This window comes from Streptomyces sp. GD-15H (genome assembly GCF_045291515.1).
Classification (GTDB): Bacteria; Actinomycetota; Actinomycetes; order Streptomycetales; family Streptomycetaceae; genus Streptomyces.
On record NZ_CP149447.1, the window covers coordinates 751,119 to 775,510 of the forward strand.

Here is a 24,392-nt window from a genome sequence, read left to right on the forward strand (position 1 = left end):
CGGGCACGGGGAGGAGTAGCGGGGAAAACCACGGGAAATTCCGTGACTTCTGGTCAATCACGGCAAAACGGTCCGCCTCTCCGTATCCCGCGGAGAGGCGGACCGAGGGGTGGCGCGCCGGAAATGGACGGCGCCCGGGGAGGTCGCTGCTACTTCGCTACTTCTTCGGCGCGCCGACCGGCTCTCCGTTCGGCCGCACGGCGTACCAGGTGCCGCCGACCCCCTGGCCGTTGGTGTCACCCGCGGCCTTGTCACCGGCGAAGGTGTAGATCGGCCAGCAGCCGATCGTCTGCTGGTCGGCACCGTTGTCCGGGCGGGTGAAGACCATGTAGTTCTTCTTCCGGATGCCCTTGGTGTCATTGATGTCGACCGGCGCCACCACCGGCCACTTCTCCAGGCACGCGCCGGTGCAGGCGGAGACCGGCTTCGGCCAGGCCTCGTCCTTCATGAAGCGGTAGACCGTCATGCCGTCCTTGTCGACGACGATCTCACCGAGTTCGGGATCCTTGCGGGTGGACAGGCCTGGCTGGTCGGCCGCCTGCGCCTTCTTGCCCTCGGGGGTCAGCCCGAACCATTTGCCGCCCACGCCCTGGCCCTCGACGTCGCCGGCGTTGACGTCCTTGACGTAGCGATAGGCGGGCCAGCCGCCGACGGTGAGCTGCTTGGTGCCGTCCGCCCGGGTGAGCTCGCCCAGCAGTGACTTGTCGATGCCCTCTCCGGCCTTGGCGTCGTCGGCGAGCACCGGGGGCCAGGTCTTGGCGCAGTCGCCCTCGCAGTTGGACTTGGGGGGCTGCGCGGTGTCCTGGTCGAAGCGGTAGAGGGTGAGCCCGAGTTCGTCCGTCACCAGCTTGCCGAGTTCGGCGTTGGTGGCGACGCCCAGCGTGCCCGCGCCGCCCACGGGGGCCTCGGACGACTCCGCACCGGCCCCCGTGTCGATGCCCCCGAGGTCCCCGGGCGCGGCCGAGGCGCCGACGTTCTGACTGCTGGCCGGCGGCGCGGTGTCCTGACCGCACGCCGTCGTCAGCGTCAGCACCGCCGCGGCGCTCACCACCAGTGAGGCGGTCCGCCAGGAGGTCTTCATCTCAACTCCAGATCATCGCAAGGGTGTTGCAGCGCCCTACTGCGCCGCCGCTCGACGTGGAGTACGCACGAGGGCACCTGCCGTGTTCAACGGCGGCTCATATTTTTCCGGAACCCGCACTTCCGCCCCGATCCGCCTGCGTGCCTCCCTGCCGCATCGCACGTCAGTACGTCGTTCCCCAACGGGTGATCGGCCCGAACCAACCGGGAGATGACGGATCTACCTCCATCGGGGCATTCACCCGGGACTCGCGCGTGTCCCGGCGTGTCCCGGCTCATGATCTTCGTCGTGCAAGGACTTGTACCGACCCGATCCGCACGCGCCGCACGCGCGTTGGCGGTGGCGACGCTCGCCTGGACAGTCGTCGGCGCCCCGGGCGCGGCGACGGCCGACGCCTGCGCCTACGCCTCGACGGGACCGGGGGAACGGAGGCGGTGGCGGTCGCCGGCAGCGCGACCTGGCCGCTCCCTCCGCCCTGTTCACCCCCCGCGCCGCCACCGCCCACGCCCACACCCTCTCCCCCGCCCGAACCCATGCCGACCCCGCCACCACCCGCTCCCCCACCCTCGCCGCCTTCTCCGACACCGAAGCCCACCCCCACGGCGAAGCCCGAACCGCCGCCTCCGCCGCCTCCGCGTCGGGTCCGCCCCGCGCCGCCCGCCCGTCCGGCCCCCACTCCCGCTCCCACCCCCACGTCCACTCCGGCGCCGCGCCCCTCGCCCGTCCCGGCGCCCTCGGCCACCCCCGCACCCACGCCACCTCCGTCCGCGACGCCCGTGCGCTATCCGCGGTACCGGGCGGCACCCCCGGCCGAACGGCCTTCCGGCGGCGCCACGTCGCCCCTCACCTTCGTCCTGCTCATCACCACGCCCGCCGTGGTCGCCGTCGCCGCGCTGCGACCCCGCTGAACCCGAGTGCCCGCCCAGGGCCTGTCCGCCGTGGAGGCACCTCTTGCCGGAATGGCTTGTTCTCACCCTCGCGATGCTGGCCGTCTGCGTCGTGGTGGTCGTCATCACTCTCGTACGCCACCGCACGGCCGCCGACGACGAGGACCCCAGCGAGACCCCGGACGTCATCGAGTACATGACGATGTGGATCGGCGTGGTGTACGCCATCGTCCTGGGCCTGGCCATCGCCGGCGTCTGGGAGGGCCGCGGCGCGGCGCAGGAGCATGTGCGGGCGGAGGCGGTGGCGCTGCACGAGATCTCGGAGCGGGTACGGATCTATCCGGCCGACGTCCGCGATCGCATCCGGGACGATGTCAACGCCTATGTCGGACACGTCGTCACCACCGAGTGGCGTGTCATGGCCGACGACGGCCGGGTCACCGAACGCGGGACGGACCTCCTCGACCGGGTCCGCCGGGACGTCACCGACTACGAACCGCGGACGGACTTCGAGGCGCAGGCCTATCAGCCGCTCGTCGACCAGGTGTCCGCCGCCGACCAGGCGCGCGCCGCGCGGGCGGAGTCGGCCGAGGAGACCATGCCGGGCGTGGTGTGGTTCGGGCTGATCGCCGGGGCCGTCATCACCATCGGAATGATCTTCGCGCTGCAGATCCGTCGCACCGGCCGTGAGCTGGTCCTCGCCGGACTGTTCTCCGCGTTGATCGCCTTCCTGCTCTTCCTGATCTGGGATTTCGACGCGCCCTTCGGCCGGGGTCTCGCCGCCCCGGCCGATCCTTTCCTCCTCCTGTTCCCCCACGTCGGAGACTGACAGGCCCCACCGTGGCACCCACCACGGCACCCGCCACGGGAGCGTGCGCCACGCCGTGCGCGTCCCCCGGCCGCCGCAACGCGTTCCCCCGCACGGCCTACAGGAATGCCCCGTTAGCGCGACTGCGATCGCGCGCCCCGGTGCGGCTTTCTAGGGTTTCGGTCATCGAGGCGTATTTCCGGCGCGAGCGGAACAGGTCCGCCGCTGCCCCTCGGGATCCGGAGGACTCGTCATGCACGCGATACGCGTCGCTCCCGCCGCACATTCCGAAGGATCGCTCCAGGGCGAGGACGGAGGTCGACCGGGACGCCGGGCCTGGCGTTGCCCACCGGGCGGGGTTCACCTGTGACGGCGCCACGGGCACCACGAGGGCGAGAGCGGGCGCGGTGCCGCGCTCATCGCGGGTTCGGTCGGCGCCGCGCACCGCTTCGCCCGCCGCGACGGCACGGAGGACGGCTCCGCCTGACGGGTTTTCAGTACCCTCGGGGCTGTGCCCCGGGCCCGGGCGGGATCCGGGGCACAGCCCTGAAGTCACACATGCGAGAAAAGGCTGCCCGAAAGGACTGGGACTCAGATCCGCTTCTCGGCGCGGCGGCGCATCCAGAAGACACCTCCGGCGGCGACCGCGGCGGTCACCAGTCCGCCGCCGATGGCGATGTCGGTCGGGGTCGCCCCTTCGGTGCTGCTGCCGCCGAGGCCGCCGCGGACCCCACCGATGACGGTGAAGGCGACCGGCCTGGTCAGGCTCCGGCCGGAGCAGTGCACGGTGATGTCGTACGAGCCGGCGCGCGCGTCGGAGTGGACGGTGGCGGTGCCCTTCGCGCTGTCATCGCCCCCGTGGATGGGCGACAGTCCGGTCCTCGGAAAGGCGTTGGAACTCGCGTGGCCGCCGTCGGGGCAGCCGTCGACCGTGATGGTCAACTGGCCGCCCCGGGCGATGACGCTGGGCAGGGCGACGATATTGGACGGGCTGGAGCCCCGACCGCCGTCCGCGAGGGCGCCCGGGGCGGCGAGCCCGAGGACGGCGACGGCGGCGCCCGCGGACGCCAGGGCACGTGACTTGCGCATGTGTTCCTCCGCGGAAGGCACCCCGGGGCCGGTCCCCGGTCGATCGGCGAGAAAGCGCCTCCCCTCAAGACCCTCAGTTGCGTTGCCCCGGCGCGCATTTCGGCAATGGTCCGTCCCGGTGAGGCGGCGCCCGCACACATTCACGCATTCGGATATCACCGCAGGTCACGGGCTGTCAGGAGATCTCCGTTCGGCGGAACCCCGGATGGCGCACTGAATGACGGCCCGGCCACCCGTTCGCCTTTCCCCCGTCGCCGGTCGCGCGCGCGGCACCTAGCGTTTCCATCATGCGCAAGTGACGCGGCGACGGCCGTGCCGAGAGGGGAAAAGCGAATGTCTACTTTCGAACCGGCGGAAATCGAAGAGGAGGCGCGGCGGAAGAGGCGTGCTCCGTGGGGCGTGATAGCGCTGGTTCTGCTCACCGGCCTCGCGCTCATCCGGAACGGTTCGGGAGAGTTCGACGTGGGGCCGCCGCAACCCGCCGTGGCGGCCGCCACCGACAGCCAGGTGCCCGGTGGTACCGCGGGCGACTCGGTGACACCGCTGCCGTACTCGGTGCCGGGCCAGGTCAGGATTCCGGCGATCCAGGTCGACGCGCCGGTCATGGCGGTGGGTCTGGACGCGGAGGGATGGGTGGACGCGCCACCGCCCGAGGACCCCAATCTGACGGGCTGGTTCACCGGCGGCGTCACCCCCGGGGAGAAGGGCACGGCGGTCGTGGTCGGCCATGTCGACAACGCCCGGGGTCCAGCCGTCTTCTACGGGCTCGGCGCGCTGAAGAAGGGCGATCGCGTCGAGATCGCACGCAAGGACGGAAAGACCGCGGAGTTCGAGATTTACGGCGTCGAGGTCTTCGCGAAGAACGACTTTCCCGGTGACCGGGTCTACAACTCGAAAGGCACGGCGGAATTGCGGGTCATCACCTGCGGAGGCGGTTTCACCCAGCAGGACGGTTACGACGGCAACGTCGTCGTCTTCGCCCGACTGGCCGAGGTCCGCTGAGCGGGTCCCGCCCGGGTTGGGCGGAGCGTCCGCGACGGCCCACCGGGGCCGGCCCGGACGCACGGGGCCGGCCGGGACAGGCGCCCGCTCAGGTGTCAGGTGTACTGCCGGCGGGGCACGGTGACCTGGTAGCCGGAGTCCAGCAGCTCGGGCAGATAGTCGCGCAGCGCCCGCACGCTCTGGGACCGCTCGCCCCCGGCGTTGTGCGAGAGCACCACGACGCCGGGGGCGGCGCCGTTCTCCACCCGGTCGACGATGGTGCGGGTGCCCGGGGACGTCCAGTCGAGGGTGTCGACGGTCCAAGCGAGGGGTTCCATGCCGAGTTCGGCGCCGAGTTGGAAGGCGGCGCGGTTCCAGGCCCCGTAGGGCGCGCGGAACCACTGGGGGCGCTCGCCGTACCCGTCCTCGATCACGTCGCTGGTGCGTTCCATCTCGGAGCGGATCCTGCTCCTGGAGAGAGTGGTGAGCAGGGGGTGGGACCAGGTGTGGTTGCCGACGACATGCCCCTCGTCGGACATGCGGGCCAGCAGGTCCTTGTGGTAGGAGGCCATTTCCCCGCACACGAAGAACATCGCCCGTACGTCGTACGCGGTGAGCGTGTCGAGGATGTCCGGGGTGTAGCGGGGGTCGGGTCCGTCGTCGAAGGTCAGCACCATGGTGCGACCCCGTCCGGACACCCGCAGCAGCGGTGCGCTCCGCACCGGGGTCCTGCGGGGCACGCTCTTCGGCGGGCCGTAGCCGGTGAGGGGCCTGAGGCGGTACGCGGAGGGCTTGAGCGGGCGGCCGGCGGCCTGGCCTCCGGCGGCGGGCGCGGCGGGGCGTACCGCGTCGGTGCCGGCGCCCGTCATGAGGACTCCGGCCGTGCCGGCCGCTCCCACGACGGCGGCGCCGATACCGGCGAGCAGCGCTCGGCGCCGCGTGAGCAACTGATCATTTTGCATGATTCATCACTCGCCCGCCGAGGGACGGGCGGACCTCGGTGACACCGGTGCGGCGGGACGATTCCACCCGCTCGGCCCAGCACTCCGCCGGTGCCGGGGTCCATGGCCTCTGGGCCGTGACGGAACAGCACTCCACTCTGTTCGAACGGGGCACGGCCGGACCGAAGGTGATCGTGGTCGGAGTGGGCGGCTCCGACTCCTCACTGCGCGCGGCGGCCTCTACGTCCGGTTTGGCGCGGCGGCAGCACGCGCTGCTCGCCGTGGTGTACGTGCGGCCGGTGATGGCGGCGGGTGCGGCGCTCGGGGCGCCGGTGGCCGACGCCACCGACGAGATCGCCGAGGAACTGGTGGCGCGGGTCAGGGAGGCGGCCGAGCGGGTCCGTGGGGTGTTCGACTTCCGCTGGGAGTTCCACACGTTCCGTGGCGACCCCTGCAACGGCATGGTGAAGGCGGCGGACGACCTCAAGTCGAGGTGGCGCAGCAGGGCGGCGAGGTCGTCCGCCCAGCGGAAGGGTTTCGTGCGCACGCGCCCACCTCCACGAGGCCCGCGCCCTGACACCCGGCCCGCAGGAACTCACCGGGACAGCGCAAGATTTCACACTGATGGGGTGGCCGATGTGCGATCCACTCCAGGCCGTACCCGAGGGGCCGTTCCTCCTCCCCGCCGGACCGCTCGCCCTGCTCATGGCGGAGCACCGGCCCCGCGGACGGCTGAAGCACCGTCTCAGCGTGTTCCTGGAGCCCCCGCCAGCCGGGTCGGCGGCAGATACTCGCGCACGAACGTCCGTTCCCAGCACGCCCCCGTCTCCCGCAGCTCACGCCAGGAGGTGTAGCGGTAGCGGAAGAGCCGGGCGCGCACGTACCGGGGCGGCGCGCCCGGCGGGAACGGGGAGCGACGCAGCAGCCGCAGCGTGTCACGGTCGTTCTCCAGCAGCCGTTCCACCAGCGCGCCGAACCACGGCCCGGCGTAGGACGGCGACAGCGCGGCGAACCACATCAGCCAGTCGAGCCGCAGATGGTACGGCGCGAACTGGCGCGGCCAGCGCCGGGGATCACCCGGCTTGCCCCGGAACTCGTACTCCCGCCAGTCCGAGTCCGCCCGGGGCACCTCGTCGGCGGTGCCCTCGACCACCACCTCGTACCGGACCCGGCTGACGCTGCCGAACGCCCCGTAGGTGTTGACCAGATGGAGCGGGTCGAACGAGCGGTTCATCACCTGGCGGCGGGAGAGCATGTTGCGCACCGGGTGGTAAGCGAGGCAGAGCAGCAGCGCGGACACCACGAGGACGACGACCACGTACCAGAGCGGGGCGCCGGCCGTGTCCGGCGGATCGGCGGGGAACGCGACCGCGGACAGGGCCAGCACGATCGTGATCCAGTTCAGCCAGGAGAAGTTGCCCGACAGCACCAGCCACAGCTGTGTGACGATCATCAGCGCGGCGGCGGCCGTGGCGATCGGCTGGGGAGTGAACAGCAGGAACGGCACCACGAGTTGGGTGACGTGGTTCGCGGCCGCCTCGGCCCGGTGCAGCGGCTTCGGCAGATGATGGAAGAACCAGCTCAGCGGCCCCGGCATCGGCTGGGTCTCGTGATGGTGGTACAGACAGGTCAGCTTCCGCCAGCACTCGTCGCCGCGCATCTTGATCAGCCCGGCGCCGAACTCGACCCGGAACAGGATCCACCGCAGCAGGAACAGCACGACGACCGGTGGGGCCACCTCGTCGTTGCCGAGGAACACGGCGAGGAAACCGACCTCGAGCAGCAGCGACTCCCAGCCGAACGCGTACCAGGTCTGCCCCACGTTCACGATCGACAGATACAGCGCCCACGGCACCAGCCACAGCAGCATCCCGCCCCACAGGGGAAGCCAGGAGTCCAGCCCCGCGAGCAGCGCCACCGACACCGCGCAGCCCACCCACGCGCAGAGCGCGAAGAAGCGGTCCGAGTAGTGCAGGTGGAACAGGCTCGGCGCCCGCCGGAACGGCACCCGCTCCACGTACCGGGGCACCGGCAGCATGCCGCGTGCTCCGATCAGCGCACGGAACTGCAGCGCCGTCGTCAGGAACGCGACCAGGTACAGGCCGGCCAGCGCCCGCTGGAAGACCAGCCGGCTCAGCCAGTACTCGGATGCGGTGAACCACTCCACGGCCGTGCGCTCCCTCCCCCATTGTCCCGCCGTCGCGCCTGTGACCCTCCGTACACCACCGGGGCGACCGGGCAGCCCTGCGCGTGCGCGCCACGGAGGCGGCGAGCGGGACGAGCGGTCGACGCCCCAAAGACCGCAGCGGTCGAAGAATCCGGTGAACCCTGACAAAGTGACTTTCATGGCTGATCGGGGAGCGAGCGCCCTGTCACTCCCGGACGACTGGCCGGACCACCCGGATCCGATCCTGGCGCTCAACCGCATGGGCAGTTTCGACTGGGATCTGGACACCGGGGCGTTTCAGATGGACGCCCAGGCCCGTGACATCTTCGACCTGCGCGCCGACGAATTCGACGACCGGCCCGAGACACTGTCGTCACGGGTGCCGGCCGCGGAGATCGTGCGCCTGGACACCACCGTCGCGCAGGCCATGAAGGACGGCAGCGAGAACTACGGCGCCTACTTCCGGGTCCGCCGCCGCGACGGCACCCTGCGCTGGACCCACACTCACGGCTACATCCGCCGGGACGGCACCGGACGGCCCCGCCGCATCATCGGCATCGTCCGGGACGCCACCCAGGAACTCGGCGCCAGCGAGGCGAGGCGGGAGCGGCTCACCCAGGAGGACGCCCTGCGCGAGCAGACCAACGTCGTCCAGCTCACCACGGCCGCACTCGCCCACGCCCGCACCGTGCAGGACGTCATCGACGTCCTCAAGGACACCCACGGCCTCACCCATCTGGGCGCCGCCAGTCTCGTCGTGGGTCTGGTCGAGGCCGGCCGTATCCGGCTGGTCGCCGAGGGGCCCGTCGGCAGCTTCGTCCCGGGCACCCGCACCACCCGGATCGACGAGCAGTACCCGATGAGCGAAGCGGTACGGACGCTCAGTCCGTGCTTCATCGAGTCGCCGGAGGAGTTCGCCGAACGCTACCCGGTGCTGTGGCCGCACCTCACCGACCTGCACGTCACCTCGGCGGCCTACCTGCCGCTCATCGTCCAGGCCCGCCCGATCGGCGCCATGGGCCTGCTCTACAGCGACCGGCGCGGCTTCTCCCCCGAGGAGCGCAACATCCTCGTCGCCCTGTGCAGCAGCATCGCCCAGAGCCTGCAGCGGGCCATGTTCTACGAGCAGGAGATGGACCTCGCGCAGGGCCTGCAACAGGCCATGCTGCCCCGCACCATTCCCAGCGTGCCCGGCGCCGACGTCGCCGTCCGCTATCGCGCGGCCAGCATCGGAGGCTCCCTCAGCCGGGACATCGGCGGCGACTGGTACGACCTGATCCCGCTGCCCGGGGGCCGGGTCGGCGCCGTCATCGGCGACGTCCAGGGCCACGACACCCACGCAGCCGCCGTCATGGGCCAGCTGCGCATCGTGCTGCGCGCCTACGCCGCCGAGGGGCACCCGCCGGCCACCGTGATGGCCCGCGCCTCCGTCTTCCTGCACGAACTCGACACCGACCGCTCCGCGACCTGCCTCTACGCCGAGGCCGACCTGTCCACCGGCGTCCTCCAGATGGTCCGGGCCGGTCACATCGACCCGCTCGTCCGCCGCACCGACGGCTCCTGCCACCGGGTCTTCGTCACAGGCGGGCTGCCGCTCGGCCTGTCCGCCGAGTTCGGCAGGCTCGAGTACCCGGTCGGGACCATGGAGCTCGATCCCGGCGAAGTACTGCTGCTGTGCACCGACGGCCTGGTCGAGGAACCCGGCGCCGACCTCGACGACGGCATCGAGACGCTCTCCGCGCTCATCACCACCGGCCCCCAGGACGTGCGCGACCTCGCCGACCGGCTCATCGAAGTGGCCGGGGAACGCGGTGGCGAGGACGACGTGGCCCTGCTCCTGCTGCGCCGCCGCCCGCCGGACAGCCCGCGCTCCGGCGGGCGGCTCCAGCAGCACGTGGCCCCCGGCGACCCCGAGGCCCTCACCGAGGCCCGGCGCATGATCCGTGCCGGGGTCGGTGCCTGGGGCGCCGGGGACCGCGCCGACGAGATCGAACTGGTCGCCGACGAGCTGATCACCAACGCGCTGATGCACACCGAGGGCGCCGCCGTCGTCACCCTCAGGGTCCTCACCGGCACCGAACGGCGACTGCGCGTGGAGGTCGCGGACTCCTCCAGCGCCCTGCCGCGCCGCCGCGAGGCGGGGGAGTCGGGCGTCTCCGGGCGGGGCCTGCTGCTGGTCGAGATGCTCACCGACGTGTGGGGTGTGGAGGCACGCGGCGGCGGCAAATGCGTCTGGTCCGAGTTCGCGGTGAACGTGTGCCCCGCCCCCGCGGACCACGTTCACGACGCCGACGACGGCACGGGGCCGGGTTCCCGCTGACCGGTCCGGTCCGGGGCGGCACTCTGGACGTATGCCGGAACTTCCCTAGGTCGAGGCGCTGCGTACCCCCCTCACCGACGTGGTGGAACGCTCGTGCGGGGGCGGCCGCCGGCCGGTGGCCGAGAAGAAGAGCGGCCTGAGGGCCCACGGCCGGACCGGCGAGGCCTGCCCGGTGTGCGGTGACACGGTCCGCGAGGTGGCGTTCAGCGACTCCTCGCCGCAGTACTGCCCGAGCTGTCGGACCGGCGGGAAACCGCCGACGGGCCGCAGGCTCTCCCGGCTGCTGAAGTGAGCCCGCCCGGTGGGCCGCTTCCGAGCCGGTGCCGGCGGTCGGAGGGGGTCGGCCGTCGGCGGGCGTCAGCGGCCGGCGGGCGTCAGCGTCACCAGGTGCTCGCCGTCCGAGGAGCGCAGCTCGTAGCGCATGATCTGCCCGGAGTGCAGGGTGGAGCCGCCCGTCATGGTGTGGGGCCGGGCGTCGTGGTGGGGCACGCTCCAGCTGGTCACGGTCTCCTCGGTGCCGTCCTGCCCGACCACCACCAGCCGGCAGACGCGGGGACCCGCGCCGTCCTTGACCTTCAGCTCCAGCCTGCTGCCCCAGTCCTCGTCCTCCGTCGTGATCTCCGCCCACACCCCGGACCGTTCGTCGGTCGCCGCGATGCTCGCGCGCGGTGGCCGGTCGCCGCCGCTCGTCATCATGGCGAGCGGCGGCGCGGTCATCGCGAGCACCACCGAGGCGGCCAGCGCGAACAGCAGCCGCCGGCGTCCCGCCCGCTGCCGGGCCGCCACCTGGGACAGCAGCCGGTCCAGCATCCTCGGACCGGGCTTGGCCACCGGATGCGCCAGCGGCGGCGTGGAGCGCCGGTACAGCATCAACTGCCGTGTCGTCGCGCCGAATTCGGTCACCTGTGCAGCGCAGTTGGGGCACTCCATGAGGTGGTCCTCGAAGCGGAACGCCTCCGCTTCGTCCAGCACGCCGAGCGCGTACGCGCCGACGTCGCGATGCCGTTCCAGGGACCTCATGCCGAATCCTCGTACCGTTGGGTGTGGGTGGGGTTACTCCTTGCTCCCACCGGTACGCACCAGGCAGTCGATTCGCTCAAGCCGCACACCGAATCGTAACCAAAGGGTTCGGAGTCCTCCGGTCCGCGGATCGGTCGGATTCACCGGAAGGCTAGAAAAGGTGGATGGCGAGGTGCCCGAGCGGCAACCCGAGCTGCCACGCCGGCGTCCACACCTTCGGCCCCTCGTCCTCGCCGGCCCCGCGCCACCGCCCGGCACCGCGTTCAGATCCGGCGCGAGCAACTCCGTCTCCCGCAGCCAGCGCCAGGCCGACCGGGCGAGTTCCAGATCGGGACGTGCCGTGCTCCGGCCGGCGGCGGCACACTCCGCGGTCAGGTCCGCCAGGCGTCCCCGCACCCACTCCTGCCACGGCTGGTCGTACGCGGTCAGCGACAGCCAGGTCTCCAACTGGGTGACCACCCGGATGCCGGAGAGCTCGCCGTCGGCGTCGGACAGGAAGACGGTCAGTGCCAGCGCGTCCCGGCCGGCCCGGAACTCGAAGGACGTCGGTGGCATCAGGTCGCCGCTGCGCAGTAATTCGTCGGCGATGTACTCGGCATACAACCAGGCCATGGGGACGGTGAGTTCGCCGTCTCCGATGTCATCGGTGCTCTCTTGCCCTCTGTGCGGCATCCCTTCCAGCCTTCCTCCGGTACGTGCGCGTCGCCCGACCCCGGGCTCCCGGTCCGCAACACGGATGAGGACAGCCGATTACTCAACCGGGGTCGTCGGCAAGGCGCTTTACGGAGGTTTGACCCGGCCGTCGGTTTCACCGCAGGTCGGTGGCGTATTCCGGAAGCACCCGGCGCAGGGCCCGCAGCGCGTAGAACGCGCGGGACTTCACGGTCCCGGGCGGGATGCCGAGGGCCGCCGCGGCTTCCGCCACACTCGCCCCCTGGAAGTACACGAGCACCAGGACTTCACGGTGCTCCGGAGTGAGTGTCTTCACGGCCTTGCGGACATCGAGCGTCGCCGCGGCGCGCTCGGCGTGGTCGGAGATCACCCGCGCGTTCTCCAGCCCCGCGTCGCCCACCTCGGCGGGCCGGGCCTGCCGTGCCCGCCGCGCGTCGATGGCGAGCCGCCGTCCCACCGTCATCAGCCAGGGCCGTACGGAGTCGAAGTCGTCGGCGCGCAGGGCCTCCGGATGCTGCCAGGCCCGCACCAGGGTCTCCTGGACGAGGTCCTCGGCGCGCTGCCGGTCCCCGTCGCAGAGCCGCAGCAGCAGTGCGAAGAGAGGCCGGCCGTGCTCGCGTTGCAGGGCGGCGAGTTCGTGCTCGGCGGTTGTCCCGTTCGTGAGTGTGATTCCGGCCGTCATGGCGGTATGGCAACGTACGGCGACCCTCGGGGACAGGGCGCGCACAGGAGCGTGCGGCGGACGGTCGATCGCGTCGACGAACGGTTCGACGAACGGTCGCGGCGGCCGTTCGCGCACGCCGGACGGCCTAAAACAGCGTGTCGGAACAGCGACGACCCAGAAATGGATTCTTATCTGTTTGTCAGCAAATACGACAACGAAGAGTGTGACAGCGAAAAGATCCGTACCGGGGTGAAGTGATGATTGCGCGCAGTAGACAGGTGGCCCTGGCCCTCACCGTCGTCCTCGCCGCGGGCGCCGCCTGCCAGGCCCGGGGCCACCACCCACCGGAATCCGGCCATCCGGGTGCCTCGGCCGCGCGGGACCGCGGCTTCACTCTGGTCGCCTCGGGGGACGTACTGCCGCACGGCTCGATCATCGACCGCGCCCGCTTCGACGCCGGAGGCGCCGGCCACGACTTCCGCCCGATGCTCTCCGGCGTCCGTTCCGTCGTCGCCGACGCGGATCTGGCGCTGTGCCACACGGAAACCGTGCACGGCGCCGACGGCGACCACACCGGCCACCCCACCTTCAAGTCCCCGCCCGAGTTGGCCCGGGGCCTCGCCGCCACCGGCTACGACGGCTGCTCCACCGCCTCCGACCACATCCTGGACGACGGTGCCGACGGCATCCGCCGCACCCTCGACGCCCTCGACCGCGCGGGCGTACGGCACGCCGGCTCGGCCCGCTCCGCACGCGAGGCCCGTACGGCGACCGTGCTGCGCGCGGGCCGGGCCGAGGTCGCCCACCTCGCCTACACCTACGGCACCAACGGCCTCCCGCTCCCGCCCGACCGGCTTTGGGCCGTCGACCTCATCGACGAGACCAGGATCCTCGCCGACGCCCGCGCGGCCAGGAAGGCGGGCGCCGACGTGGTCGTCGTCTCCCTGCACTGGGGCACCGAGTGGCAGGAGGCCCCCGACGGGCGGCAGATCGCCCTGGCCCGCTCACTCACCGCCGCCCGCACCGGCGACCGCCCCGCCATCGACCTGATCCTCGGCACCCACGCCCATGTCCCGCAGGCCTACGAGAAGATCAACGGGACCTGGGTGATCTACGGGATGGGCGATCAGATCACCGGTGGGACGACCTACCACGGAGGCGCCCCGGACCCCCGCGGCACCCAGTCCACGCTGGGCCGCTTCACCTTCGCCCCGCCCGCGCGTCCGGACGGGCGCTGGGAGGTGACGAAGGCCGAGTTCGTCCCGCTCCTCTTCGACGTGGACGCCGGCCGCGTGGTCAACCTCAACCGGGCTCTCGCCAAGGGCGCCGAGGTGCGCTCCGTGCGCGACCGGATCCGTGAGGTGGTGCTGAGCCGGGGCGCGGCGAGGGACGGGCTGGTCATGGGGGAGTAGCCGGCCGCCCGCGCCTCAGTCAGCAGGTGCCCGGCGAGGGCGCGGCCGATTCCCCGGCCGGCGTGGTCGGGGTCGACCACGAAGCCGGCGTCGGCGATACGGGTGGCGGGACCGCCGTAGTCCGGGGTGAGGTAGGCGGAGGCGACGAGCGCTCCGGTGTCGTCCTCGACGACGTACACCTGTTTCGCCGGGTTCGTCCACAGGCCCCGGGCATCCTCCCCGGAGGTGCCCGGGGCCCAGGCGCAGGTCTCCCCCGCGGCGACGATGCGGTGCCGGAACGGCCGGATGCGCGGCCAGTCGTCGGCGATTGCTTCCCTGATCGGCACGGGTGTGAGTCCGGCACGGTCGTACGACCGGTGATCGCGACGGGCGAGGGCGGGGGTCAGTCGACGCTGGGCAGGATGTGGGGTTCGGCGAGGTCGTCCTCGTAGCCCGCCAGGCGGATCGGGGCCGACCGGGCCCACACGTCGAGGCTGCAGAGCTGCCCGGCCGGGCGGCCCGCCCGCTCGGGGCGTTCCTTGGTCGGCTGATCGCTGGTCGTCTTCTCCGGTGTCACCGCGCACTCCTTATGTGTCGGTCACCCTCGGGACGTGCCGCGCCGGTCTTGCCGCGCCCGCGTCGTACGTCCGCTCGGGCATGAGTCGAAAGTCGTTCGGACGCGGTGGCGCCGTTGACTCGTACAGAGCAGGCCGTTGTGGAGCGGCGTGTCCCATGACGGATCTATGGGTGTGGGGAGGACCCCTTACTGCTGCCCGTCCGCCTCAGATTAACCAAATGAGCGGCCCCCTGCTCGATGGGGCTCGAAACTCGTGGCAACAATCGAGTGTCGGACTGCGCTCAACGGGCCCTCATAGCCTCCTATTTCACCATTGATTCCGCTACGGCTGATCGCTCGATCGGATTACACGGCTGTCCGCGTTGTCGCGTGATCGAGAAGACTGCATGAGTATGCCGTAGTTAAAGTCCCGTTGGCCGGTACGCAAGCTCCCCATGCTGTGCTGCCGTACGGCAAACGGCTGTCTTCCAGGAGGACCGGCGCATGGAGCTGCGCAGTGTCGAGGAGCTGATGGACCTGCTGTACGCCTGCCGGGGCGCCCGGGACGTTCCAGGCCCCGGCGGCACCCCGGTCGACACGTATGACCACGCCCTGCGGACCGCCGCGCTGCTGCGCCGGGGACGCCCGGCCGACAAGGAGCTTCAGGTGGCGGGCCTGGTGCGGCCGGTCGGGCGGCTGCTGCAGCCGGGTGCAGCCGGCCGACCCGGGCGGACCGGGCGGCGGACGCGGTGCGCGCGCTGCTCGGCGAGCGGGTCGCCGACCTGGTCCGCCGTCGGCCCCGGCCCGGTCTTCCGGCGGAGGACGGCCTCCTCGCCCTGCGCGCGGCGGACGAGGAGGCCCGCACCGCCTGTTTCGACGCCGGGGTCCTGGAGGACTGGCGCACCGTGCTGGAACTGCTGGCGGCGCGCAACTCCCGGCTGGGAGCGGTGGACTGACGCCGCCTCGGCGTCACCACCTGCCGGGTGCGTAGTCCTTGAGGAAGACGCCGTACAGGTCCTCGCCCGCCTCACCGCGCACAATGGGGTCGTAGACGCGGGCCGCTCCGTCGACCAGGTCCAGCGGGGCGTGGAAGCCGGCGTCGGCGAGGCGGATCTTGTCCGGGTGGGGACGCTCGTCGGTGATCCAGCCGGTGTCGACGGCCGTCATCAGGATGCGGTCGCTGTCGAACATCTCCTGGGCGCTGGTGCGCGTGAGCATGTTCAGGGCGGCCTTGGCCATGTTGGTGTGCGGGTGGCCCGCGCCCTTGTAGCCGCGGTCGAAGACGCCCTCCATCGCGGAGACGTTCACGATGTACGTCCGCTTCGCCGACGCGGCCGCCATCGCCGGGCGCAGCCTGCTGATGAGCAGGAACGGCGCCGTCGAGTTGCAGAGCTGGACCTCGAGCAGCTCGACCGGCGTGACCTCCTCGACCGTCTGCACCCAGCTGTTGGTGTCGTGCAGGTCCGGGACCAGGCCGCCGGCGTCGATCGCGGTACCCGCCACGATGCGGTCCAGGGAGGCCGAGCCGGAGACCAGGGCCAGGCCCGTGACGTCCTGTGCGGTGAGCGCGCCGCCGCCCGCGACGGGCAGCTCGGCCACCGCGCCGGAGCCGAAGCCCCCGATCACCTCGGCGGCGGGCAGTTCACCGGCGGGCAGCGGCGCGGACTCGGCGGTGACCAGCTCGCTGTAGGCCTGCGGGGAGCGCCGTACGGTCTGCGCGGCGTTGTTGATCAGGATGTCCAGCGGGCCGGCGGCGGACACCGAGTCGGCGAGCGCGACGACCTGGGCGGGGTCCCGCAGGTCGATGCCGACGATCTTCAGCCGGTCGATCCACTCGTCGCTGTCGGGCTGGGCCTTGAAGCGGCGGATGGCGTCGTTCGGGAAGCGGGTCGTGATCGTGGTGTGGGCACCGTCACGCAGCAGCCGCAGCGCGATGTACATGCCGATCTTGGCCCGACCGCCGGTGAGCAGCGCGCGCTTGCCGGTGAGGTCGGTCCGGGCGTCGCGCCGGGCCCGGTTCTCGGCGGCGCACTTCTGGCAGAGCTGGTGGTAGAAGTAGTCGACCTCGACATACCGCTGCTTGCAGATGTAGCAGGAGCGGGGGCGCTGGAGTATCCCCGCGATCCGGCCCTCCTCGGTACGGGACGAGGGCAGGATGCCTTCCGTCTCGTCGTCGATGCGCTCGGCGGACCCGGTGGCGGTGGCCTCGGTGACCGCCTTGTCGTGGGCGGTCTTGGCGGTCCGGCGCTCCTGGCGGCGGCGCTGCTTGACCGTGCGGTAGATGTGCGAGGTGGCGCGGCGGACCTTGATCGCGTCCGGGTGGTCGACGTCCAGTGTGTCGAGTTCCGCGAGCACGTCGAGGCACACGGCCAGCCGCTCCGGGTCGATGCCGGGCCCGTGCGCCACCACGTCCTCATGTGCCACGGCGTCCCCGTGCGCCACCGCGTCCGCGGCCCGGAGGCCGTCCTCTGTCACCGTCATCGCCGTCGCCGTTCCTGGTCTGCCGTGGCGGCGCTCCGGTCGCGCCCGCTGTCGAACGGGGGATTTTACGGAGCGCCGGGCCGCAGCACCAAACCCGCGGCGGCCGACGGGTCAGGGATCACACGCGGAGATGAGCGTCGCCACCTCCTCGGACACGGCCCCGGCGAGCCGGTCGAGGTCGGGGACGGCGGCGCCGTCGGCGACCAGCCCGTAGTGGACACGGCCGCGGTAGGTGGAGACGGCGACCGCGAGGGAGTGCCCGGGGGCGAGCGGCGCGAGGGGGAAGACCGCGCCGAGCGGGTCGCCGCCGAGCCGCAGGCCGAAGCCGGGCAGCGGCACGCTGGTGACCAGGACGTCGAACCAGAGCCGGGCCGCCTGGCCGACCAGGGGGCCGCCGAGCCGGTGGCCGAGCGGCGGTACGTGGTCGGCGAGCAGGGCGACGGCGCCCGCGCCCCGGTTCGGGCCCACGTCCTTGTTGCGGTCCATGGCGGTGCGCACCAGAGCGAGGCGTGCGAGTGGTTCCGCCTCGTCGACCGGGAGGCGGATCAGGTAGCCGGACAGCCGGTTGCCCTGGGGGTGCGCGGTGCGCGGGCGGCGCCGGGAAACGGGGACGAGGGCGCGGGGGGCGACGCCCTCGCTGCCGGCGCCGCGCTCGTCGAGCCAGCGGCGCAGGGCTCCGGCGACGACCGCGATCAGCACGTCGTTGACGGTGCCGCCGACGCTCTTGCGGATCCGGTGCACGTCGTCGAGGTCGAGGACCACTCCGGCGGTGCGGCGGGTGCCGCTGGGCTCGCAGGTGAGCGCGGGCGACGAGCGCACGTCGAGGGTGGAGCGGACCACGGAGGCGCCGATGTCCAGGGCCCGGCCCGCGTCGGACAGAACACCACGGACGAGGGCGGGCACCTCGCGCACGTCCGGGAGCAGTCCGCGCGTCGGCTCGGCCGGGCGGGGCCGCGGGGTGGGCAGGTCCATCGGGTCCATCAGGGCCGCGGCGAGGGTGAGGGCCCGCAGCCCGTCGGCGAGGGCGTGGTGGAACTTGAACAGTACGGCGAAGGAGACACCGTCCTCCCCCGGCAGCACATGGGCCTCCCAGGGCGGCCGGGTGCGTTCCAGGGGCCGCTCCATGAGCCGGCCCGCGACCGAGTGGAAGGCGGCGGTCGGGGCGTGCAGCCTGACGTGGTTCTGGGGATCGAAGCCGGGGTCGGGCTCCCGCTCGGCGCCACCGAAGGCGAGCGGGTGGCGCAGGGCCGAGCCGATCGGCCGATGCAACGCGGCGGTGAGCGGGTGGCCGAGGGCCGCACCGAGGGCGGACCAGGGGCGGCGCAGGGCCGGGAGCGACGGGCGCGAGGACAGCGGTTGCCACACGTCACGGATGCGCATCCGCAGTCCGGGCACGGCGGCGGCACGGGAGGCGAGCAGATCCGCCGCGTGGGCGCCGGCGGTGGGCGAACGGGCCGAGAAGACCCCGAGGGCCGCGAGATGCATGGGGTGATCGGCGGACTCGATGTTCCAGAACGCCAGGTCGAGAGGAGCGAGCGGGCCTGCCTTCACCTGATCTCCTTCAAGGATGCCCGGCCTTCGCGCCGGGGTGGGGGTGCCTCCCGCTTGCGGGGGAGAATCGAACGCCTGCGGAGCAGGGTAAGAACGGGACTGCGCCTCCAGGGCCAATGGCCGCCCACGTATTCGGGTGAAGTTTCTGCCGTGCGTGGCGAGAACCAAGGCGGCACACCCGAGCTGTGCTCAACGAACCGGGCAGGTTCCGTCCCGGTCGGCGTGGAGGGAGCAGGCCCTCGCAGGTCGCTGACCTGTGGGGCTTCCTGAGCCAGGAATCCCCCTGCTGTGGCTGGGGGAGAGTTCAAGGGCTTGCCTCGCATGACGACGGGATGGACCAGCAGCACACCGTCCGTGACTGATTACGGTCAAGCACGATCCCACCGCACACAGTTAACAGCAGATTACGCCTCCGCCCCTTCCGCCGTTACGGCGGAAGGGGCGGATTTCATGGGGCGGACGGGGTCACGGCCGTGCGGTCGAAGCCTTCCGAAGTGGCGTCAGAAGCGGCGCCGGAAGCGACATTCGAGGCGCCGCCCGGGAGGGCAACCGGGGGAAGGCCCGGGGTGACACCTCGGGCGACGAACGCCACCCGGACGGGCGCGGGCCGCCGGGGGAAGCGCTCATCGCGCGGCACCCTCCGCCGGGCACTCCGCGGGCTGCGCCCGGGACGCGTCCCGGATCAGGGCGTCATGGGCGTCCTTCACCCGGGCGACGTCCGGCTTCAGCACGCGTCGGTCGTAGGTGAGCAGACCGTTCAGTTCGCCCTCCACGTCCGAGATCTGCGTGTACACGGCGCCGTTGCTGCCCCGGCAGACCAGGGCCCGTACCTTGTCGAGCTTGGTGAGGTAGTCGTCGGTGTAGGTCTCCGGGTCGACGTCGACGTACGACTGCTGCACCGACCAGGCGTGACCGGGCACCGCCAGGCCGAGGCCGCCGTACTCGCCGGTGACCAGGGCGCGCCGCCCGTCCGGGTTGGGCGGGAGTGCCGGGCTGGGATAGCCGTGCTCGTCCATGATGTCGCCGGCGTTGCCGTCGGCGCCGAGGTTGAGCCCCGACTGGTTGTTGACCAGGCGGGTGGGGTCCCAGGCCTTGGCCTGCTCGGCGATGCGGCCGATGTCGTACTGGCCCCAGCCCTCGTTGAAGGTGACCCACATGACGATCGACGGGCTGCTGAGGTGCTCGTCGATCATCTGCTTCATCTCGCGCTCGTAGCGGGCACGGGCGGAGTCGCCGGGGTTCACCCCGGCCCTCATGGAGGGCATGTCCTGCCACACCATCAGCCCCAGCCGGTCGGCCCAGTAGAACCAGCGGTCCGGTTCGACCTTGATGTGCTTGCGCACCGAGTTGAACCCGAGCTCCTTGTGCACCCGCAGGTCGTACGCGAGGGCCTCGTCGGTGGGCGCGGTGTGCAGGCCGTCCGGCCAGAAACCCTGGTCGAGGGTGGCCATCAGGAAGACGGGTTCGCCGTTGAGGACCGTGCGCGGCACCCCGTCGATCTCCTCGACGGCGATCGAGCGCATCCCGAAGTAACTGCCGACCCGGTCGGTGCCGACGGTGACCTCCAGCCGGTACAGGAACGGGTCGTGGGGCGACCACAGGCGCGGGTTCTCGATCCCCAGGTCCAGCGGCTCGCCGGCGCGGCCGGCCGCCGTGGCGACCCTGCGCCGTCCGTCGTACGCGGTGGCCCTGACCGGTACGCCGTCCCGGACGCCCTTCGCCTCCACGGTGAGCCGCTCGCCGGGCACGTCGGGCACCAGCTTCAGGGAGTCGACGTGGTCACGGGCGACGGGCTCCATCCAGACCGTCTGCCAGATGCCCGAACTGGGCGTGTACCAGATGCCGCTGGGGTCAAGACGCTGCTTGCCGAGCGGCGGGTTCTCGCCGTTCGCGGCGTCGGTGGGGTCGTACACGCCGACGATGAGCTCCTGGGTGCGGCCGGGCTTCAGCGCGTCGGTGATGTCGGCGCTGAACTTGTCGTACCCGCCCTCGTGGGCGGCGACCTTCGTGCCGTTGACGTACACCTCGGACCGCCAGTCGACGGCGCCGAAGTTCAGCCGCAGCCGCTTGCCGGAGCCGATGTTCCAGTCCCGGGGGACGGTGAAGGTACGGCGGTACCACATGCGGTCCTCGTGCCGCTGGATGCCGGAGAGCTGGGACTCCACCGGGTACGGGACGAGGATGCGCTCCTTCAGGGTCTTCCCGATGGGCGGCCGCTCCCCCTCCTCGGCGGCGGCGAACTGCCACTGCCCGTTGAGGTTGCGCCACTGCTCCCGGGTGAGCTGGGGACGCGGGTACTCGGGGAGTGCGTTGTCCGGGCCCACCTTGTCGGCCCACTTGGTGCTCAGTTCGTGGGTGGAGCGGTTGGGCCCGCTGCTCATGAACGCGTCCACGGGGTCGCCGCCCGTGGTGGTCAGTCCGCCCTCGCCGTTGTAGCGGACGTCGGCGGTGCCGCGGGCGGTGCCCGTCTTGTTGCCGACGACGGGCTCGGCGAGCGTGATGAGCAGGGTCTTGGGGTCGGCCGGGTCCGGCTCGGCCTTCGTCAGCGGCCACTTCGCGCCGCCGATGACCGCGTTGACGTGGTCGGTGAGACCGGCCGGGAGTGCGGCGAGCGGGCGCGGGAAGTCGAGCTTCAGGGTGCGGCCGGAGCCGAGGACGGTGGCCGCGAGGGCCCCGTCGTAGTCGAAGCCGTCCGGCAGGCGGAACGCCGACTGCGGTACGGGTTCCTTGGTGCCGCCGGGCTCGGTCCAGCGCAGGTGGAGGTGGGAGCCGCCGTAGTGCTCGAAGTACTCGACCTTGATGTCGTGGGCCTTGCCGGCGGTCAACTCGATCGGCTCGGCGGTCTGTTCGCGGTCCCAGTCGTCGACCCAGTGGTCGATGGCGAGCCGGCCGTCGATCCACAGCCGGAAGCCGTTGTCGCCGATGATCGAGAAGATGTGCGCGCCGGTCTTCTCCGGCACGATCTTCCCGGTCCAGCGGACACTGACGTCGTCCGCCCGGCCCGTGGTGAAGTTCAGCCGCGGCTCCAGGTTGTCGAAGTCGAGGTGCGGGTCGAAGGCGGTGGCCTCGAGCTCGTGGAAGTCGAAGGCGCCGGGGGCGGACTGCGTGTAGTACTCGCCCTTCAGTCCGTGGATGTCCACCGGATCGTCCTCGGCTGCGGTCGCGGTCTGGCCGGTCGCGGTGAGCCCCGCGACTCCCAGTGCGGCGGCCAGGAACAGTGCGAAACGGTCTCTGAGTCGTCTGATGCGCACGGATCCTCCGTCTGTGAGGAAGGTGACGGCTCTCTGCTCACTACTCGGCGCGTGTTCTGTTCTGTGCGCTGCGCTCGCCTGTACAACGTTGTCATGAACAGCACCTGGCATAACAGCACGGATTCCGTCGCTCGTCCAGGGACATGACAAAGCCACCGCCGGGGCCGCGGGGCGCGGTGGTGCCAGGCCCCCTAGGGGAAGCCATCAGGGGTCCTCCGCCATGAGGTACCCGCCCAGGGGATGACGGGGCCGTCCGCGTACTCCATCGGCAGTAGGACTCATTGAGTGCTCAGGGACGACGACGGGAACAACAGGACACGGCATCGTGTTCGTCATGAAAGCCGACCGATCGCCGCGCCGGATCGAGCGCCCCGGCCTCACGCAGAGGAGTCGCCGATGAGCGCCCTCGCGTTGTCCGTGCTGCTGTCGTTCGTCTCTGCCGTGGCGTACGCGGGTGGAGCGATCGTGCAGGAGCGGGTCGCGGTGTCCTCGCCCGGCGAGCAGTACGCACCGCTGAGCCGACCGGGCTGGTGGGCGGCGGTCGCACTCAACGGCCTCGGCGGACTGCTGCACGTGGTGGCACTCGCCTACGGCCCGCTGAGCCTCGTCCAGCCGCTGGGCGCGCTGACCATCGTGTGCGCGCTGCCCATGGCCGCGCTGTTCGTCGGCCGCAGGGCAGGCGCGACGGCGTGGCGCGGCGCCCTCATGGCGACCGTCGGTCTCGCCGGTCTGCTGTCCCTGGTCGCCGCGTCCGACGCCCAGTCCCTCGACAGCACCCAGCGGGTGGCGACGGCGTCGGCCACGGCCGTCGCGGTCGTCGCCCTGATGGCCGCGGCCCGGACCGTGCGCCGGCATCCCGCCGTGCGCGGCATCCTCCTCGCCGTCGCCTCCGGCGTGGCCTTCGGCATGTCCTCCGTCTTCACGAAGACCGTGGCCGTGGACTGGACCGACGGCGCATCGGTGGCGGACGTGCCGTCCCTCGCCGTGATCGGCGTGTTCGCCACGGTCGGACTGCTGCTGTCCCAGGCCTCCTACCGGGGCGCCGGCCTCGCGGCTCCGCTCGCCACGCTGACGGTGGTGAACCCGGTGGTGGCGGCCGCGGTCGGCATCACGATGTTCGGTGAGACCTTCCGCTACGGCGCGACGGGCACGGCGCTCGCGCTGAGCTGCGGCGTGGTGGCGGCCGGCGGTCTGATCCTGCTGACGACGGAACGGCTGGCGCGCGAGCAGCATCAGCCGGAGCCGGAGGGCGTCGGGGCCGACGCGCCGACGATCCCGGCCACCGGCGCTCCGGTGGCAGAGGTCCCGGTGGCAGACGTTCCGGGGGCCGAGGTCCCGGCGATGGCGTCCGCCGCGCGGTCCGTGTCGGCCGCCGGGTCACTGTCCGACGCCGCCGAGGAGCTGCTGCTGGCCGAACTCGCCCGGGACGTACGGGTACCGGTCCCGGTACCCGTACCGGCCGCCGTGGGGGCCGGTACGGAAGCCGAGGTCGCGGTCGCGGAGCCGGACCCGCCGCTGCCGCTGGTCGCCTACGCGTCCTTCTACGGCGGCCCGTACGTACCGATGCCCGTGCCGGACCGGCACCGCAAGCGGGTCACATCCTGACGCCGCCCGCTCTCAGGTAGGCGACCGGGTCGATGTCCGCCCCGAAACCGGGCCCCGTCCGCACCTCGAAGTGCAGATGCGGGCCCGAGCTGTTGCCCGTCGAGCCGGAACGGCCGATGCGCTGGCCCGCGGCGACCGACTGGCCGCTGCGCACGGAGATCGCCGACAGGTGCGCGTACTGGCTGTAGCGGCCGTCGGCGTGCCGGATCACCACCTGGTAGCCGAACGAGCCCTCCCAGCCGGCGCTGACGACACTGCCCGCCCCGACCGACTTCACGGACGTGCCGGTGGGCACGGGGAAGTCGACACCGGTGTGGTAACCCTTCGACCAGGAGGAACCCGCCTTGTGATACGGCGTGCCCGGCACGGCGCCGACCGGGGCCACGCGTGTGGCGCCGGCCTGGGTGGCGCGGTCGGCCCGTTCCTCGGTGCGCTGCGAGGACGTCTTCTTCTCGACTGCCTTCTTCTCGGCTGCCTTCTTCTCTGTGGCCTTGCTCTTTGCGGCCTTGCTCTCTGCGGCCTTCTTCTCGGACGACTTTGAGGACTTGGACTGCCCGGACTGCTTGGACGCCTTCCCGTCGGGCAGGGTCAGGCGCTGGCCGGGCAGGATCAGATCGGGGTCGGCGCCGATGGTCGCGCCGTTCGTCTCGTACAGCCCGCGCCAGCCGCCCCGGATCCGCTCCTCCGCCGCGATGCCGGACAGGGTGTCGCCGTGGACCACGGTGTACATCTCGGCGCGGCCCGCCCGGGACTGGGGCGTGTGCTGCGGCTTGACCTCCTCGGCGGTGGAGCGGCCGATCCCCTTCCCGCCGGACCGGTCGGTGGCCGGCCGGATGTCGGGGGTGTCGCCGCCCCGGGTCAGTCCGGCCCGCTCCGAGCACACCGGCCAGGCGCCGGGGCCCTGGCCGTCGAGGACCTTCTCGGCGA

The 24,392-nt window shown here is 71.8% G+C and carries 16 protein-coding genes and 6 pseudogenes; 9 read left to right on the forward strand and 13 right to left on the reverse strand.

Going from position 1 to position 24,392, the window contains the following annotated elements:
* Positions 1-157: 157 nt before the first annotated feature.
* Positions 158-1,081, reverse strand: a complete 924-nt coding sequence (locus tag WJ438_RS03660) for an SCO0930 family lipoprotein (RefSeq protein ID WP_406723928.1) — start codon at positions 1,079-1,081, stop codon at positions 158-160.
* Positions 1,082-1,857: 776 nt separating this feature from the next.
* On the opposite strand from WJ438_RS03660, the gene WJ438_RS03665 reads away from it, so the two are divergent.
* Together WJ438_RS03665 and WJ438_RS03670 are read left to right on the forward strand one after the other, a co-directional pair.
* Entirely contained in the window at positions 1,858-1,989 is a 132-nt protein-coding gene (locus WJ438_RS03665; protein ID WP_406723929.1) for a hypothetical protein, read from the forward strand.
* A gap of 43 nt (positions 1,990-2,032) precedes the next feature.
* Positions 2,033-2,797 (forward strand): hypothetical protein, encoded by a 765-nt coding sequence (locus WJ438_RS03670; protein WP_406723930.1) that lies wholly within the window; start codon positions 2,033-2,035, stop codon positions 2,795-2,797.
* A 570-nt stretch (positions 2,798-3,367) separates the two neighbouring features.
* On the opposite strand, the gene WJ438_RS03675 is transcribed toward WJ438_RS03670, so the two are convergent.
* A complete protein-coding gene (locus WJ438_RS03675) occupies positions 3,368-3,865 on the reverse strand; it encodes a hypothetical protein (RefSeq protein ID WP_406723931.1) in 498 nt (165 codons plus the stop codon).
* A 333-nt stretch (positions 3,866-4,198) separates the two neighbouring features.
* Between WJ438_RS03675 and WJ438_RS03680 the strand changes: the two genes are divergently transcribed.
* A complete protein-coding gene (locus WJ438_RS03680) occupies positions 4,199-4,867 on the forward strand; it encodes a class F sortase (RefSeq protein ID WP_406723932.1) in 669 nt (222 codons plus the stop codon).
* A gap of 95 nt (positions 4,868-4,962) precedes the next feature.
* On the opposite strand, the gene WJ438_RS03685 is transcribed toward WJ438_RS03680, so the two are convergent.
* The gene (locus WJ438_RS03685; RefSeq protein WP_406723933.1) at positions 4,963-5,808 is read right to left on the reverse strand and encodes a polysaccharide deacetylase family protein; all 846 of its coding nucleotides are present in this window, start codon (positions 5,806-5,808) and stop codon (positions 4,963-4,965) included.
* A 116-nt stretch (positions 5,809-5,924) separates the two neighbouring features.
* Here WJ438_RS03685 and WJ438_RS03690 point away from each other — a divergent pair.
* Positions 5,925-6,278, forward strand: a pseudogene (locus WJ438_RS03690) (universal stress protein); the annotation flags it as partial.
* Between the two features lie 254 nt (positions 6,279-6,532).
* On the opposite strand, the gene WJ438_RS03695 reads toward WJ438_RS03690, so the two are convergent.
* The gene (locus tag WJ438_RS03695) at positions 6,533-7,954 is read right to left on the reverse strand and encodes a lipase maturation factor family protein (protein ID WP_406723934.1); all 1,422 of its coding nucleotides are present in this window, start codon (positions 7,952-7,954) and stop codon (positions 6,533-6,535) included.
* A 178-nt stretch (positions 7,955-8,132) separates the two neighbouring features.
* Here WJ438_RS03695 and WJ438_RS03700 point away from each other — a divergent pair, with 178 nt between their 5' ends.
* Complete coding sequence (locus tag WJ438_RS03700; RefSeq protein WP_406723935.1) at positions 8,133-10,274, forward strand: SpoIIE family protein phosphatase; 2,142 nt, start codon at positions 8,133-8,135, stop codon at positions 10,272-10,274.
* Positions 10,275-10,326: 52 nt separating this feature from the next.
* Positions 10,327-10,566 (forward strand): annotated as a pseudogene (locus WJ438_RS03705) (zinc finger domain-containing protein); the annotation flags it as partial.
* A 65-nt stretch (positions 10,567-10,631) separates the two neighbouring features.
* On the opposite strand, the gene WJ438_RS03710 reads toward WJ438_RS03705, so the two are convergent.
* The 3 genes and pseudogenes from WJ438_RS03710 to WJ438_RS03720 form a co-directional block, all read right to left on the reverse strand.
* Positions 10,632-11,294: a zf-HC2 domain-containing protein gene (locus WJ438_RS03710; RefSeq protein ID WP_406723936.1), complete on the reverse strand. Its 663-nt coding sequence runs from the start codon at positions 11,292-11,294 to the stop codon at positions 10,632-10,634.
* Between the two features lie 151 nt (positions 11,295-11,445).
* Positions 11,446-11,966, reverse strand: a pseudogene (locus WJ438_RS03715) (hypothetical protein).
* A gap of 136 nt (positions 11,967-12,102) precedes the next feature.
* Entirely contained in the window at positions 12,103-12,648 is a 546-nt protein-coding gene (locus tag WJ438_RS03720; RefSeq protein ID WP_406723937.1) for a sigma-70 family RNA polymerase sigma factor, read from the reverse strand.
* 239 nt (positions 12,649-12,887) lie between these two features.
* Here WJ438_RS03720 and WJ438_RS03725 point away from each other — a divergent pair, with 239 nt between their 5' ends.
* On the forward strand, positions 12,888-14,042 hold the full coding sequence (locus tag WJ438_RS03725; RefSeq protein ID WP_406723938.1) for a CapA family protein: 1,155 nt from the start codon (positions 12,888-12,890) through the stop codon (positions 14,040-14,042).
* Here the strand turns inward: WJ438_RS03725 and WJ438_RS03730 are convergent.
* Both WJ438_RS03730 and WJ438_RS03735 read right to left on the reverse strand, forming a co-directional pair.
* Positions 14,030-14,368 (reverse strand): annotated as a pseudogene (locus WJ438_RS03730) (N-acetyltransferase family protein); the annotation flags it as partial. The gene WJ438_RS03725 and the pseudogene WJ438_RS03730 sit on opposite strands and share 13 nt — an antisense overlap.
* Positions 14,369-14,424: 56 nt before the next feature.
* Positions 14,425-14,598, reverse strand: coding sequence for a hypothetical protein (locus WJ438_RS03735; protein WP_202281012.1), 174 nt, complete (start codon positions 14,596-14,598; stop codon positions 14,425-14,427).
* Positions 14,599-15,081: 483 nt separating this feature from the next.
* Between WJ438_RS03735 and WJ438_RS03740 the strand changes: the two are divergent.
* Positions 15,082-15,533 (forward strand): annotated as a pseudogene (locus WJ438_RS03740) (hypothetical protein).
* A gap of 13 nt (positions 15,534-15,546) precedes the next feature.
* Here WJ438_RS03740 and WJ438_RS03745 read toward each other — a convergent pair.
* The 3 genes from WJ438_RS03745 to WJ438_RS03755 all read right to left on the reverse strand — a co-directional run bounded on the left by WJ438_RS03745 (position 15,547) and on the right by WJ438_RS03755 (position 21,860).
* Positions 15,547-17,058 (reverse strand): SDR family NAD(P)-dependent oxidoreductase, encoded by a 1,512-nt coding sequence (locus tag WJ438_RS03745; RefSeq protein WP_406723939.1) that lies wholly within the window; start codon positions 17,056-17,058, stop codon positions 15,547-15,549.
* Between the two features lie 111 nt (positions 17,059-17,169).
* A complete protein-coding gene (locus tag WJ438_RS03750) occupies positions 17,170-18,609 on the reverse strand; it encodes a wax ester/triacylglycerol synthase family O-acyltransferase (RefSeq protein WP_406723940.1) in 1,440 nt (479 codons plus the stop codon).
* Positions 18,610-19,232: 623 nt separating this feature from the next.
* The gene (locus WJ438_RS03755; protein ID WP_406723941.1) at positions 19,233-21,860 is read right to left on the reverse strand and encodes a PA14 domain-containing protein; all 2,628 of its coding nucleotides are present in this window, start codon (positions 21,858-21,860) and stop codon (positions 19,233-19,235) included.
* A gap of 396 nt (positions 21,861-22,256) precedes the next feature.
* Between WJ438_RS03755 and WJ438_RS03760 the strand changes: the two genes are divergently transcribed.
* The gene (locus tag WJ438_RS03760; protein WP_406723942.1) at positions 22,257-23,465 is read left to right on the forward strand and encodes a DMT family transporter; all 1,209 of its coding nucleotides are present in this window, start codon (positions 22,257-22,259) and stop codon (positions 23,463-23,465) included.
* Here WJ438_RS03760 and WJ438_RS03765 read toward each other — a convergent pair.
* A pseudogene (locus WJ438_RS03765) lies at positions 23,455-23,850 on the reverse strand (M23 family metallopeptidase); the annotation flags it as partial. The gene WJ438_RS03760 and the pseudogene WJ438_RS03765 sit on opposite strands and share 11 nt — an antisense overlap.
* Positions 23,851-24,392 lie beyond the last annotated feature (542 nt).